This is a genomic window from Frankia sp. AgB1.9, assembly GCF_016786355.1.
Taxonomy (GTDB): Bacteria; Actinomycetota; Actinomycetes; order Frankiales; family Frankiaceae; genus Pseudofrankia.
Genome location: NZ_JADWYX010000181.1, coordinates 1 through 14,128, shown reverse-complemented (window position 1 = coordinate 14,128; position 14,128 = coordinate 1). Strand labels below are relative to the sequence as shown.

The window sequence follows — 14,128 nt, the reverse complement described above, 5'->3', positions numbered from 1 at the left end:
GCAGGGGGCGCGCCTAGAGCGGCGACGCGGGCCGCGGGGGGCCGGCCGGCCGCCACCCGGCGGGTGACGGTGCGGCGGGCGACCAGCAGCGACGCCTCGATCGTGGCGGCGGCGGCGGCCGTCAACGCGGTGCCGACGGCGGTGACGTCCAGCAGGCCCAGCAGGTCGGCGCAGGCGACCCGGACCAGCTCGACCCGGCGGATCGCGCGGGCCCGGGCGACGGCATCGGCCGGGTTCTGGTTGCGCCGGGCGACGGCCAGCAGCGTGCGGGCCAGATCGTCGCGGCCCACGGGCCGCAGGTCGTCCTCGGTGCGTAGCAGCCGCACGGACTCGGGCGCGGCCCGCATGAGCGCCGCGACGTAACCGCTGGCGGCCAGCACCCTGGCGAGCCGGTCGGCGGCGCCGGCGGAGTCGCGCAGCAGCCGCAGGTACCAAGGGACCTGACCGAGCGCCTCGCTGACCTGGCGGTAGGCGAGCAGGCCGGCGTCGGGGTCGGCGGCGTCCGCGAACGCGGGCAGCATCGTCGGCAGCAGATGGCGCTGGATGATCGCCGTTCGGCTGACCCCGGTGGTAAGCGCCTCGATGTGCTTCAGCGACCGGTACGGGTAGGCGAAGCCGAGCGCGGCGAGCCGGTCGGCGGCCTCGCCCGGGGTCAGCCGCACCTCCTCCTCGGAGAGCCGGGCGACGGCCTCCAGCAGCGGCTGGAAGAAGAGCTTCTCGTGCAGCTGACGCACGGACGTGGCGGTGTGCGCGTGCTCGGCCGCGAACTCCTCGGCGTCGAGCATCCCGAGCGAGCGGCCGAGCCACCGCAGCTCGGCGGGGTCACGCGGCAGCACGTGGGTACGGCGCAGCCGGCGCAGCTGCAGGCGGTGCTCGACGGCGCGCAGGAAGCGGTAGGCGGCCGCCAGGCTGGTGGCGTCGCGCCGCCCGACGTAGCCGCCGCGGGCCAGCCCGTCGATCGCGCCGAGGGTCGAGCGGGCATGCAGCTTCGCGTCGGTGCGGCCGTGCACCAGCTGGAGCAGCTGGACGGCGAACTCGACGTCGCGCAGCCCGCCGGGGCCCAGCTTGATGTTCCGGTCGCCGCCGCGGCCGGCGACCGACGCCTCGACGCGCTTGCGCATCGCCCGGATGTCGGCGACGAAGTCGGGCCGGGACGCGGCCGACCAGACCAGTGGCTCGACCATCGCGCAGAACTCGGCGCCGAGTTCGAGATCGCCCGCGATCGGCCGGGCCTTCAGCAGCGCCTGGAACTCCCAGGTCCGGGCCCAGCGCCGGTAGTACGCCTGATGGCTGGCGAAGGTCCTGACCAGCGCGCCGTCGCGTCCCTCGGGCCGCAGGCCGACGTCGACCTGGAACAGCGAGCCCTCGCTGGTGGTCGCGCCACAGGCGCGCACCAGCCCCTCGGCCAGCCGGGTGGCCGAGCGCAACGCCACCTCGGCGATGTCCTCCCCACCGCCGACGGACTCCCCGGTACCGGCGGCCGGATCGGTACTGGCAGCCGGGTCGGCACTGGCAGCGGGATCGGTTCTGGCGGCCGGCTCGGCGATGAAGAGCACGTCGACGTCGCTGACGTAGTTCAGCTCCCGGCCGCCGCACTTGCCCATCGCGACGACGGCCAGCCGCACCGGCGGCGCTGTCGGCGCCAGGGCCGCCCGGGCGACGGCGAGACCCGCGTCGAGCGCGGCGGCGGCGAGATCCGCCAGCTCGGCGGTCGCGTCGTCGACGCTGACCGTGCCGGTCAGGTCACGCGCGGCCAGTACCAGCAGGGCCCGGCGGTAGGCGACGCGCAGCTCGTCCAGCACCTCGGCGCCGTCGCCGACCGCCCGCGGCCGCGGCGCCGCCGGATCGGCGCCGACCGCGGTCAGCAGGCGGGCCCGGTGGGTCGCCGCGTCCGGCGCCACGCTGGTGATCTCGTCATCGGCCAGGATTCGCCAGTCGGCCGGGTGCGACGCGAGATGGTCGGCCAGCGCCAGGCTCGCTCCGAGGACGGCGATCAGGCGCCGGCGCGCCCCGGACCGGCCGGCGAGCACCTCGCGCAGCGGTGCCGAAAAGCGGCCGGGACTCGCGGGTCCGGCCGGCCCCGCGGCGGCGTCCAGGGCCGCGATCAGCCGGTCCAGGCCGATGAGGGCCCGGTCTGGATCGGCGGCGTGGGCCAGCTCGGCGACGACGGGGTTGTCGGCGAGCGGCAGCCCGTCCGGCGGGAGGAAGCCGAGCCGGCCCAGCGCGGTGGCGACCCGGTCGACGTCGGTGAAGCCCAGCCGGGCGAGCTGGGCCGGCGCCGAGCTGCCGCGTGGATGGCCGGCGCGGCCCGACGCCGCGTCAGCGGGCGACGCCGGGTGCGCCGGCTCGACACCCACCATCATGTTTCCATTATGTTACGGCTGGGTCAGCCGGGACCAGGCGCGGCGATCACAGCAGCGGGAGGTACCGGTTGATCTCGAACTGGGTGACCTGGCGCCGGTAGCCATCCCATTCGGCCCGCTTGTTGCGCAGGAAGAACTCGAACAGGTCGTCGCCCAGAGTGTCCCGGACGAGCGTCGAGGACTCCATCACGGCGGTCGCCTCGGCCAGCGAGCCGGGAAGCGGGCGGATCCCCCGCTCGCGGCGCTGCGCGTCGGTCAGCGTCCAGACGTCGTCGCCGGCCGGCGGCGGCAGCTCGTAGCCGCCCTGGATGCCGCGCAGGCCGGCCGCGAGCATCAGCGCGAACGTCAGGTAGGGGTTGCAGGCGCTGTCCGGGAGCCGGAACTCCACCCGGGCGGTGTTCGCCTTGCCCCGCTTGTACAGCGGCACCCGGACCAGCCCCGAGCGGATGTTGTGCCCCCACAGCGCGTACGCCGGGGCCTCCATCAGCTCGCCGGCCTCGCCGACGGCGGCGTCCCCGATCAGCCGCTTGTACGAGTTGACCCACTGGTTGGTGACCGCGGTGATCTCGGCCGCGTGCGTGAGCAGCCCGGCGATGAACGCCTTGGCGACCTTGGAGAGCAGGTAGTCGTCCGTCGGGTCGTAGAAGGCGTTGCGGTCGCCCTCGAACAGGCTCATGTGGGTGTGCATCCCGGAGCCGGCGTGCTCGGTGAACGGCTTCGGCATGAACGTCGCGTAGATGCCCTGCCGCAGCGCCACCTCCTTGACCACCTGGCGCAGCGTCATGACGTTGTCGGCGATCGTGAGCGCGTCGGCGTAGCGCAGGTCGATCTCCTGCTGGCCGGGCGCGACCTCGTGGTGGCTGAACTCGACCGAGATGCCGAGCCGCTCCAGCATGCCGATGACCTGCTGGCGGAAGTCGTGGCTGATGTCGTTCGGGGTGAGGTCGAAGTACCCCGAGTCGTCGACCGGCCCCGGCACCGGCTGGCCGCGCTTCGGCGGCTCCTTGAGCAGGAAGAACTCGATCTCGGGGTGGGTGTAGAAGGTGAACCCGGCCTCGGCGGCGGCCGCCAGCGCCCGGCGCAGCACCCACCGCGAGTCGGCGACCGCTGGCAGCCCGTCCGGGGTGACGACGTCGCAGAACATCCGGGCCGTCATCGCCTTCTCGCCGCGCCACGGCAGCAGCTGGAAGGTGGACGGGTCGGGCCGGGCGAGCATGTCCGCCTCGTGCAGCCGGGCGAACCCCTCGATCGCCGAGCCGTCGAACCCGATGCCCTCCAGCAGCGCGCCCTCCACCTCCGCCGGCGCGATCTCCACGGACTTCAGCACGCCCAGCACGTCGGTGAACCAGAGCCGGACAAAGCGAATGTCCCGCTCCTCCAGCGTTCTGAGCACGAACTCCTGCTGCTTGTCCATCATCCCTCCGATTTCAGGGCCCCTCCACGTCGAGGTGTGGACTCGACCTCAGGTTACGGCGTCGGGATCTCTGTGCCGCGGTCACGCCCGGCCGATGAGACGTGCACGTCCGTCCCTCGCCGCGTCGGCCCGGCTCGGCGGCGACCCCAGAATGCGCCTGCCCACCCGGCGGGGTTCTCAGACACTAACGACTGGACGGCCCGGATGTATGAGTCGTTGCCAGGCCGCAACCAACCCGGAACCCGCCGTTAGCGGGGAGGCCGCCGCCGGCCGTCGCGCGCCGGGTTCGCCGAGCGAGGTGAAGCCCGCCCTACCTGGGTGGAATGCGCATTTCCGCCGCCGGGGTGGGCCGTAATCTGGGTTCATGCCCCAGCTGCGGATCGCGCTCGCCCAGGTGGACACGACCGTCGGCGACCTCGACGGCAACGCGGACCTGGTCAGCGCGTGGACGAAGCGGGCGCTGGCCGAGGGGGCGCACCTGGTCGCCTTCGGCGAGCTGACGCTCGCCGGCTACCCGCCCGAGGACCTGGTGCTGCGGCGGTCCTACGTCACGGCGTCCCGGGTCGCGCTGCACCGGCTGGCCCGGCGGCTACAGGACGAGGGAGCCGGCGAGATCGCCGTCGTCGTCGGCTACCTGGACGCCTCGCCCACGCCGGCGCCGGCTGTCGGGCGCCCGGCCGGGGAGCCGCAGAACACCGCGGCCGTGCTCTGGCGCGGCGAGGTCGTCGCCCGCTACGCGAAGCACCACCTGCCGAACTACGGCGTCTTCGACGAGTTCCGCTACTTCGTGCCGGGCAACGACTTCCCGGTGCTGCGGCTGCACGGCATCGACGTCGCGCTGACGATCTGCGAGGACCTGTGGCAGGCCGGCGGCCCGGTCGCGGTCGCCCGCGCCGCGGGTGTGGGCCTGCTGCTGTGCATCAACGGCTCGCCCTACGAGCAGGGCAAGTCCCACCACCGCGACGAGCTGTGCGCCCGGCGCGCCGTCGAGGCGGGCGCGCCGATCGCCTACGTCAACCTGGTCGGCGGCCAGGACGAGCTGATCTTCGACGGAGACTCGCTGGTCGCCGACGCGGCCGGCCAGGTGATCGCTCGCGCCGAGGTGTTCACCGAGACGCTCATGGTCGTCGATCTCGACCTGCCTTCAGGCGCCCAGGCCGGCACCGACGGGCTGGTCACCGGCCCGGTCGACGCGCTGGATGGCACGTCGATGACGGTCACCCGCCGCGAGCTGACGACCGAGCCGGTCGCCGCGTACCCCGCCCGGCCGCCGGCCGTCGCGGCCCGGCCCGACCCGGCGGCCGAGCTGTACGAGGCACTCGTCACCGGGACCCGCGACTACGTGCGCAAGAACGGCTTCCGCTCGGTCGTCCTGGGGCTGTCAGGTGGGATCGACTCGGCCCTGGTCGCGACGATCGCCGTCGACGCCCTCGGCGCCGAGGCCGTGCACACGGTCGCGATGCCGTCGGTGCACTCGTCGGCGGGCTCCGTCCAGGACGCCGCCGAGCTGGCCCACCGGCAGGGCACCCACCACGAGGTGATCGCGATCCAGCCGACCGTCGACGCGTTCCACGGCGCGTTGGAGGGATCCGGAGGGCTGCACGGCCTCGCGGCGGAGAACCTGCAGGCACGAGTACGCGGCACGCTGCTCATGGCACTGTCGAACGAGCACGGCCATCTGGTGCTCACGACCGGCAACAAGAGCGAGCTGGCCACCGGCTTCTCGACGCTGTACGGCGACTCGGCCGGCGGCTACGCCCCGATCAAGGACGTCTCGAAGACGAACGTCTGGGCGCTGTCCCGCTGGCGCAACGCCGAGGCCGAGCGGCGCGGCGCCACACCGCCGATCCCCGAGATCATCATCACCAAGCCGCCGTCGGCGGAGCTGGCGCCCGGCCAGCTCGACTCCGACCGGCTCCCCGACTACGGCATCCTCGACCCGGTCCTCGACGACTACGTCAGCCAGGACATGGGCCGCGCCGAGCTCGTCGCCGCCGGCCACGACCCGGCCGTCGTCGACCGGGTCATCCGGCTGGTCGACCTCGCCGAGTACAAGCGCCGCCAGAACCCACCCGGCCCCAAGGTCACCTCCAAGGCCTTCGGCCGCGACCGCCGGCTGCCCATCACCTCCCGCTGGCGCGAGAAGCCGACCGGCTGACGGGCTAGAGCCCGTAGGTGGCCATGAACGAGCGCAGCATGTCGAGGCCCTGCTCGGTCATGATGCTCTCGGGGTGGAACTGCACGGACTCGATGGGCTGGCTCCGGTGCCGCAGGCCCATGATGTAGCCGTCGTCCTCGCTTCGGGCGGTCACTTCGAGGACGTCCGGGACGGACGGTTCCTCCACGACCAGCGAGTGGTACCGGGTCGCTCGGAAGGGCTCGCTGTAGCAGCTCATCACGCCACGGCCGTCATGGACGATGCGGCTCGTCTTGCCATGCATCAGATGCCGGGCCGGCGAGACCGTTCCCCCGTAGGCCATGCCGATGGCCTGGTGGCCCAGGCAGATCCCGAGGATGGGCAGCTCGCCCTCGAACTCCCGCACCAGCTCGACATGGCCGGAGTCCCGCGGATGGCCCGGGCCGGGGCCGAGAAGGAGGAACCGCGGCTCGACCGCCCGGATGGCCGCGGGAGTCGCCTTGCCGGACCGGATGACGACGGGGTTCGCCCCCAGCTCCATCAGGTACTGGTAGATGATGTGGCTGAAGCTGTCGTAGGCGTCCACGATCACCGACCTCACAGCAGCTCACCTCCGGTCAGAGCCCAGTAGCCGGCGCTCATCTTCGCGAGCGTCTCGCGCCATTCGGCGTCCGGCTTCGAGTCGGCGACGACCCCGGCCGACGCGCGGATCCGCCAGACGCCCGGCGCGGTCCGGAACAGGGTCCTGATCGCGAGCCCGAGGTTGGCGTAGCCGCCGAACCCGATGAGCCCGAACGCCCCCGCGTAGATGCCCCGCCGACGGGTCTCGATCTCCTCGATGATCTCCATGGCGCGGATCTTCGGCGCCCCTGTCATCGTTCCCGCCGGGAAGGTCGCGCGGATCACGTCGTAGACGTCCACGTCGGCCGCCAGCTGGGCGCGCACCTCGGACACGAGGTGAAAGACGTGGGAGAAGTTCTCCACGACCATCATGTCGTTCACCTCGACCGTCGCCGGCCGGGCCACCCGGCCCAGGTCGTTGCGGCACAGGTCGACCAGCATCACGTGCTCGGCGCATTCCTTCTCGTCGGTGCGCAGCTGCTCGATCCGCCGGGCGTCGACGTCCGGGTCACCGCTTCGCGCGGCGGTGCCCGCGATCGGCCGCATTACACCGCGGTCACCCTCGACCCGGACGAACAGCTCGGGGCTGGCCCCGACCAGCGCGCACGTCGAGAGCGGCAGCAGGCCCATGTACGGCGACGGGTTGCGGGCCCGCAGCCGCAGATAGACATCGAGGTCGTCGGCGTCCGTCCGGACCGTGATCTCGTGGCCGATCTGGACCTGGTAGAGGTCGCCGACGGCGATGTGCTCCAGGCATCGGGAGACGTTGGCCTGGTAGCTGCCCTCGTCGATGTCGTCCTGCACGCGCAGCGGCGGCGGCACGGCCGGGATCTCGGGCTGGCTGAACGCGGGAGCGGCGAGCGCGGCGAGCACTCGGGACAGGTCGACGTCCGGCCAGGCCTCGCTGCTCACGACGAGAACGGTCGAGGTCGCCGAGGCGAGGTCGAAGACCACCGTCCCGTTGTAGAGCCGCAGCACGACGTCGGCGGTGGCGTCGGAGCCGGCCGGGATCAGTCTCGGCAGCTCCTCCACATACCGGACCGAGTCGTACCCGAAGACGGCCACGAACCCGTAGTCCCAGGCGGTGGCCGACTGCTCGGCGAGGGCGAAGAGGTCCCGCAGCTCGCGTGCGGCCTCCCACAGGCCGTCGGGCTCCACGAGCCGCAGGTCCTCCCCGTCCATCACGGCGATGGCGGAGCTGAGCAGCGCGGCGCGCGCGGCGGCGACGAGCCGCTCATTTCCGGACAGGCTGACGGCATCGCCGCGGGCGCTCAGCTCGAAAAGCGGCCCGAATCCCAGGACCGCCGACCGGCGGTCACTGGAAGGGCCCGCCAGGGACTCCAGAAGAAATACGTCGTCCGCGCCGAGCCACTCACGCAGGCTTAGGAAGACCCGCAGCGGGTCCCCACCTTGAACGGTCCGCCTGACGAGGGTCACGGCCGGCGCTGGCGCCGCCCGATCACTGCGTTGCACGAGAGCTCCTTTGCTTCATGCGCGTGCCGACGGCCCGTGCCTCCAGGTCGCCGGCGGACAGGGCTGTGCAGGCCCGGCGGCCTACGTCGTGGTCAGCGGCCGGTTGGTGGGTCCGTGATGCAGTACGGCAGGCCGACCGGGTCGCGCAGGGCCGTCCAGCGGTCCAGGCGCGCGAGCACCGTCGAGCCGAGCTCGACATGACGGCGGGTCTCGGCGGCCCGGTCCGTGGCCTCGAGGTCGAGGTGGGCACGCACCGGGCCCGTCGGTTCGTCGAGCCGCTGCAGCAGCAGCCGCAGCGGAATGCCTGCCGGACGGTCCAGGTAGCGGAACTCCGGGCGGACGCCGCTGCGCGGCTCCCAGCCGATGAGCTCGGCCCAGAACCGGCATTCGTCGTCATACCGGTCCGCCGGGATGTCCAGGCAGACCTGGTCGACCAGCGACGCGTGCCCACCGGGCCACTCCACCGGCGTCGGCCGGACCGACTCCCCTCCTGGGACGACGCAGAACACGAAGCCGCCCGGCGACGTCCGGGTCTGGAACTCCGCGCCGGCGCGGTGCACGTCGAGGTGCACCCGCGCGGGGCCGTCGCCCAGCCGCTGCACCCGCAGGAACGCGTCGCCGTCGCCGGGGACCAGCGTCGCGAACTCGCCGTCGTCCCCGCGCACCGGTGACAACGTCGTCGCCGTCACCGCCCGCCAGAACGCGACGCCGCGCTCGAAGTCCGCGGCGGGGAAGTCGAGGAAGGCCGTCAGCCACCCGGGACTCCCCGTCAGCATCCCAGGACTCATAGCAACGCTCCGTTGTGCAGGTAGGGCACCGGTGGCGCGAGGCCACGCAGGGCGAGGTAGCCCTCGGTCGCCGGGGCGAGCCGGACGGCGAGCCCGACGTCGATCGCCCATTCGTTGGCGGCGGTGACGTGCGCGATCTCGTAGTCGGCGTCCGGCGCGGACGACGCGACGGCTTCCCAGAGAAGTGCGGTCGCGGTGCCCTCATCGGTGGCGCACAACAGCACCGCCGCGCCGGCGTCGTCGAGATAGGCGTACCCGGTACCGGCGGGGCGATCGAGCACGATCAGCCGGCACTGGGACGCGAGCACCTCGTGGTCCGGGCCGTGGGTGGCACCGCGCCGGCGCCGGTCGAGGTCATCGAGCAGGTCACGATCGGCGCCCGTGCCCTCGCGCACGGGCGCCAGGCCGGCGGGCAGGGCGGCGCGGTCGACCCGGCCGGTCAAAGACAGTTGCGGGTGCAGGGAGAACCCGGCCGCCCGGTAGCGCCGGAAGGCCTTGACGTCGGCCGACGCGGAGATCATCCCTCGCTCGCAGCCGGCACCGTGGGCGAGCGCGGCGTCCAGCAGCCGGCGGCCCAGGCCAGCCCCCTGCAGGTCACCGCGGACGGCGAACGTGGCGAGTAGCCAGTTCGACTCCCGGCGGAACGACACCGCGAAGCCGGCCAGCCCGGCATCGTCGTCGGCCGCCCAGCAACCGCCCGGATCGGTGGCGAGCAGGTGCCCGGTCCGCGTGCGCCACCGCAGCTGGTAGGCCGGCGAACGCGCCTTGCCGAACTCGATCGCCGACAGCGCCTCAGCCGCGCCGAGGTCGTCAGGCCCCATCGGACGAACGGTCACCATGTGGGCGTTCCTACCACCGGGAAGCCAAGGCGGTCGCCGGGTTTTCCGCCGGGCTCGGCTCCCTGGCGAAGACCCCGGGACCGGGGCCGCCGCCAGGGGCCGAGTCGAAGGTCAGACCTGGATGCGGCGGTCGACGGCGTCGAGGATCTCGGCGACGGCCTCGTCCACCGGGACCGCGTTGCGCTGGGTGCCGTCGCGATAGCGGAAGGAGACGGCGTCCTTGGCGACGTCGTCGGCGCCGGCGATGAGCATGAACGGCACCTTCTGCTTCTGGGCGTCGCGGATCTTCTTCTGCATCCGGTTGTCGGACGCGTCGACCTCGACCCGGATGCCCTTCGCGGTGAGCTTCGCGGCCACGTCCTTCAGGTACGGGACGTGCTCGTCGGTGATGGGAATGCCGACGACCTGGACCGGGGCGAGCCAGGGCGGCATGGCGCCGGCGTAGTGCTCCAGGAGAATCGCGAAGAACCGCTCGATGGTGCCGAACAGCGCGCGGTGAATCATGAAGGGACGCTGGCGGGTGCCGTCGGCGGCCTGGTATTCCATGTCGAACCGCTGCGGCAGCTGGAAGTCGACCTGGATCGTCGAGAGCTGCCAGGTCCGGCCGATCGCGTCCTTGGCCTGCACCGAGATCTTCGGGCCGTAGAAGGCGCCGCCGCCCGGGTCCATGACGAGCTCGAGGTCCTGCTTCTCGGCGGCCTCGCGCAGCAGGCTGGTGGCCTGCTCCCATTCCTCGTCGGTGCCGATCGCCTTGCCCTCGGGGCGGGTCGACAGCTCCAGGTAGAAGTCGGTCAGGCCGTAGTCGCGCAGCAGGCCGAGCACGAACTTCAGCGTGCTGTCGAGCTCCTCGGGCAGCTGGTCGCGAGCGCAGAAAAGATGCGCGTCGTCCTGGGTGAGGCCACGCACCCGGGTGAGGCCGTGCACGACGCCGGACTTCTCGTACCGGTAGACCGTCCCGAACTCGAACAGCCGCAGCGGCAGCTCCCGGTAGGACCGGCCACGCGACTTGAAGATCAGGATGTGCATCGGGCAGTTCATCGGCTTGAGGTAGTAGTCCGTGCCGCCGTCGAGCGACATGGGCGGGTACATGCCGTCGGCGAACCAGTCGAGGTGCCCGGAGATCTCGTACAGCGTCGACTTGGTGATGTGCGGGGTGTTGACGAACTCGTAGCCGGCCTCGATGTGCCGCCGGCGCGAGTAGTCCTCCATCACGGTGCGGATCGCGCCGCCCTTGGGGTGGAAGACCGCGAGGCCGGGGCCGAGCTCGGTCGGGAACGAGAACAGGTCGAGCTCGGCGCCGAGCCGGCGGTGGTCGCGCTTCTCCGCCTCGGCCAGCATCGCCAGATGCCCGGCCAGCGCGTCCTTCGATTCCCAGGCGGTGCCGTAGATGCGCTGCAGCTGCGGGTTCTTCTCGCTGCCACGCCAGTAGGCCGCCGCCGAGCGCTGGATCGCGAACGCCGGGATGTGCCGGGTGGTCGGCACGTGCGGGCCGCGGCAGAGGTCCTTCCAGCACAGCTCGCCGGTCTTGGCGTCGAGGTTATCGTAGATGGTCAGCTCGCCCGCGCCGACCTCGACCGCGGCGTCCGCGTCGTTGGCATCGACGGTGCCGGCAGACGACTTCAGGCCGATGAGCTCCAGCTTGTAGGGCTCGTCGGCCAGCTCGGCGCGCGCGGCGTCGTCGGTGACGGCCCGGCGGGAGAACCGCTGGCCGGCCTTGACGATCTCGCGGGCCCGCTTCTCGATGGCCTTGAGGTCCTCGGCGGTGAAGGGCTTCTCGACGTCGAAGTCGTAGTAGAAGCCGTTCTGGATCGGCGGCCCGATCCCGAGCCGCGCCTTCGGGAACAGGTCCTGGACGGCCTGGGCGACGACGTGCGCGGTCGAGTGCCGGACGATCGCCCGGCCGTCCGCCGAGTCCACGGTGATCGGCTCGACGACGTCGCCGTCGGCCAGCACGTGGGCGAGGTCGCGCTGCTGGCCGCCGACGCGGGCCGCGATGACCGCCCGGTCCGCCGCGAACAGGTCCGCCGCCGTCGTCCCCGTGGTGACCACCCGATCATCCCGCTGGTCGGCACGCTGGACGGTCACACGGAGGTCGGACACCGGTTTCTCCTGGTCTGGCGCCCGGGGCCATGCCCGGGTCGGCGTGAGAGAGATGCGTCGAAAGGTCGGGAACGAGAGTCCGCGCCCAACCGAGCATCGGTGAGGTCACGGGTGCCTGTCACGGCGGTTTCGCCCCGCTCGCCGATGCTACTCCGGACACGTGGCCCCAGCCGATGCCACCGCTACGCAGGGTGACACCGGCTCTCGGTGGGACGCCTCAGCCCGCGTCGTCCACGGCGAGCGGCTCCGGGGCCTCGCCCGCGGCAACCTTCTCCCCCAGGTCGGTCGCCCCCGGGTCGGCGGCCACTCTCACCACCTCGGCGGCTGGCCGCGCGTCGTCGGCTGGCTCGGCGCGGTGGGCGAGGATGCCCTCGAGGACGATGTCGACCACCTGGCTGATCCGGGTGCCGCTGACCTCGTTGGGCCCGCTGATCGACTGCCGGTAGGAGACCGGCCCGACGAGCATGTCGGTGATCAGGTCCACGTCCAGGTCGGGGAGCAGCTCGCCGGAGGCCATGCCCCGCAGGAGCACCTTCTGGGCCTGCTGCCGGAACGGCTCGATCACCTGGTGGCGGTAGGTCTCGAACAGCTCGGGGTGGGAGTCCTTCTCGGCGAGCAGCCGGGGCATGATCCGCCCCGACAGAGTCTGGAAGGTGTGCCGGCGGACGGTGTTCAGCCAGGCGACGAGGTCGTCGCGCAGCGAGCCGGTGTCGACCGGTTCGGCCGTCTCGACCAGGGTCGCCAGGGCGTCGGCGACCAGCGTGTCCTTGGTCGACCAGCGCCGGTAGAGCGTGGCCTTCCCCACCTTGGCCCGGGCCGCGACGGCCTCCATCGACAGGCCGGTGAACCCGGTCGTCGCCAACGTCTGCAGCGTCGCCTCGATGATCGCGCCGTCGGCGCGCGCGTCCCGCGGCCGCCCCGGCGGGCGCACTCCCGACGGAGGGCGGTCCGGGCGGCTGGGCGGACCGTGGCGCCCCAGCTCGGCGGTCGTCACTGGCGCGCGCCCGCTGCTCGTGGCCGGGCGATGCCCCGGCTCGCCCCCACAGGCACCGGTATCTCCTCCCTGGCCGGCGTGCTGGCGCCGGCCGCCCGAGCCACCATTGTTTCAAGATCGAAGCGTAGGCGGCCGGCTCGTGAGGTGCATCTGGTTGACACGGCGGCTGGCCGGGAATAAGCGCAGGTCAGCGAAGGGGGCATGCCGAGCTGGCAACCGCCGCCGGGCTCCGGTGTGAGCCAGGAACCACTTTCGGCGGACACGGGGGCGGTGGCAGCATGTGACCGACGCCGGGACGCGCCTCGCGCCCGGACGGACCTCAAGGAGTCTCCATGAGCAGCTCCGTTACTCAGGGTCACCCCAACTCCCCGACCGACCACGAGATGGCGACGCTTTACGGCGCGTCGACTCCCACCACCGACCGACAGGCGACCGACAGGCCCGCCGAGCCCTCGAGGCCGCGCCGCCGCCCCACCGTGCGCGACCTGGCGACCTGGAAGGACCGGCACGAGAAGTGGGCGATGCTGACCGCCTACGACTACACGACCGCGTCGATCTTCGACGAGGCCGAGGTGCCGGTGCTGCTGGTCGGTGACTCGGCCGCCAACGTCGTCTACGGCTACGACACCACCGTCCCGGTCAGCGTCGACGAGCTGCTGCCGCTGGTGCGCGGGGTGGTCCGCGGCGCGCCGCACGCGATGGTCGTCGCCGACCTGCCGTTCGGCTCCTACCAGGCGAGCCCGGCGCAGGCGCTGGAGACCGCGACCCGGTTCCTCAAGGAGGGCGGCGCGCAGGCGGTCAAGCTGGAGGGCGGCGCCCGGGTCGCGCCGCAGGTCGACCTGCTGGTGTCCGCCGGCATCCCGGTGATGGGCCACCTGGGACTGACGCCGCAGAGCATCAACACCCTCGGCGGGTACCGGGTGCAGGGCCGTGACGACGCGGGCGCCGCGCTGCTGGCCGACGCCCAGGCGATCGAGGCCGCCGGGGCGTTCGCGGTGGTGCTGGAGGTCGTGCCGTCGGACGTCGCCGCCCGGATCAGCAAGGCGCTCACGATCCCGACCGTGGGCATCGGCGCAGGCTCCGACTGCGACGCCCAGGTGCTCGTCTGGCAGGACATGGCCGGCCTGACCTCCGGTCGCGCGCCCCGGTTCGTCCGCCGCTTCGCCGAGCTGCGCACGCCGCTGCGGGACGCCGCTCGGGCCTACGTCGCCGACGTGCGGGACGGCCACTACCCGACCGTCGAGTACTCCTACGACTGACCGGGGCCAGGGTCGGCCGCCGCGCGGCTGAGCCTGCCCTCGCTCGCGAACTGACGGGCGCCCCCCCGGCGCCCCCCCGCGGGGGGGCCCCGGTGTTTTTCCCCGCGTGAGGTGGGCCGATTAATCGGCGAGCGGGGCGT

General features: G+C 72.6%; 10 protein-coding genes. 2 read left to right on the top strand and 8 right to left on the bottom strand.

What is annotated here, in order from left to right; all coding sequences use genetic code 11:
* Together I6A60_RS38610 and I6A60_RS38605 are read right to left on the bottom strand one after the other, a co-directional pair.
* Nucleotides 1-2,360: bifunctional [glutamine synthetase] adenylyltransferase/[glutamine synthetase]-adenylyl-L-tyrosine phosphorylase (locus tag I6A60_RS38610; protein ID WP_203055842.1), on the bottom strand; the 2,360-nt coding region annotated here is incomplete at its 3' end.
* 49 nt (nt 2,361-2,409) lie between these two features.
* Nucleotides 2,410-3,777: a glutamine synthetase family protein gene (locus tag I6A60_RS38605; RefSeq protein ID WP_203023654.1), complete on the bottom strand. Its 1,368-nt coding sequence runs from the start codon at nt 3,775-3,777 to the stop codon at nt 2,410-2,412.
* 364 nt (nt 3,778-4,141) lie between these two features.
* On the opposite strand from I6A60_RS38605, the gene I6A60_RS38600 reads away from it, so the two are divergent.
* On the top strand, nt 4,142-5,935 hold the full coding sequence (locus I6A60_RS38600; protein WP_203023653.1) for an NAD+ synthase: 1,794 nt from the start codon (nt 4,142-4,144) through the stop codon (nt 5,933-5,935).
* A 4-nt stretch (nt 5,936-5,939) separates the two neighbouring features.
* Here I6A60_RS38600 and I6A60_RS38595 read toward each other — a convergent pair whose 3' ends face one another.
* The 6 genes from I6A60_RS38595 to I6A60_RS38570 all read right to left on the bottom strand — a co-directional run bounded on the left by I6A60_RS38595 (nt 5,940) and on the right by I6A60_RS38570 (nt 12,729).
* Complete coding sequence (locus I6A60_RS38595) at nt 5,940-6,515, bottom strand: aminodeoxychorismate/anthranilate synthase component II (RefSeq protein ID WP_203023651.1); 576 nt, start codon at nt 6,513-6,515, stop codon at nt 5,940-5,942.
* On the bottom strand, nt 6,512-8,008 hold the full coding sequence (locus I6A60_RS38590) for an anthranilate synthase component I family protein (protein WP_203023649.1): 1,497 nt from the start codon (nt 8,006-8,008) through the stop codon (nt 6,512-6,514). Before I6A60_RS38590 ends, I6A60_RS38595 begins: the two co-directional genes overlap by 4 nt.
* Nucleotides 8,009-8,100: 92 nt before the next feature.
* The gene (locus I6A60_RS38585; RefSeq protein WP_203023647.1) at nt 8,101-8,796 is read right to left on the bottom strand and encodes a VOC family protein; all 696 of its coding nucleotides are present in this window, start codon (nt 8,794-8,796) and stop codon (nt 8,101-8,103) included.
* Nucleotides 8,793-9,617, bottom strand: coding sequence for a GNAT family N-acetyltransferase (locus tag I6A60_RS38580; RefSeq protein ID WP_238437133.1), 825 nt, complete (start codon nt 9,615-9,617; stop codon nt 8,793-8,795). The genes I6A60_RS38585 and I6A60_RS38580 overlap by 4 nt, the downstream gene beginning before the upstream one ends.
* Before the next feature lie 129 nt (nt 9,618-9,746).
* A complete protein-coding gene (thrS, locus tag I6A60_RS38575) occupies nt 9,747-11,735 on the bottom strand; it encodes a threonine--tRNA ligase (RefSeq protein ID WP_203011995.1) in 1,989 nt (662 codons plus the stop codon).
* Between the two features lie 217 nt (nt 11,736-11,952).
* Complete coding sequence (locus I6A60_RS38570) at nt 11,953-12,729, bottom strand: TetR/AcrR family transcriptional regulator (RefSeq protein WP_203011993.1); 777 nt, start codon at nt 12,727-12,729, stop codon at nt 11,953-11,955.
* 332 nt (nt 12,730-13,061) lie between these two features.
* Between I6A60_RS38570 and panB the strand changes: the two genes are divergently transcribed.
* Complete coding sequence (gene panB, locus I6A60_RS38565; protein ID WP_203011991.1) at nt 13,062-13,988, top strand: 3-methyl-2-oxobutanoate hydroxymethyltransferase; 927 nt, start codon at nt 13,062-13,064, stop codon at nt 13,986-13,988.
* The last annotated feature ends 140 nt before the right edge of the window (nt 13,989-14,128 follow it).

Bases quoted from the DNA above. Each gene is read 5' to 3' on its own strand.
- I6A60_RS38580 (WP_238437133.1), bottom strand. From the start codon at position 9,617: ATGGGGCCTGACGACCTCGGCGCGGCTGAGGCGCTGTCGGCGATCGAG.
- I6A60_RS38585 (WP_203023647.1), bottom strand. From the start codon at position 8,796: ATGAGTCCTGGGATGCTGACGGGGAGTCCCGGGTGGCTGACGGCCTTC.
- panB (WP_203011991.1), top strand. From the start codon at position 13,062: ATGAGCAGCTCCGTTACTCAGGGTCACCCCAACTCCCCGACCGACCAC.
- I6A60_RS38600 (WP_203023653.1), top strand. From the start codon at position 4,142: ATGCCCCAGCTGCGGATCGCGCTCGCCCAGGTGGACACGACCGTCGGC.
- I6A60_RS38605 (WP_203023654.1), bottom strand. From the start codon at position 3,777: ATGGACAAGCAGCAGGAGTTCGTGCTCAGAACGCTGGAGGAGCGGGAC.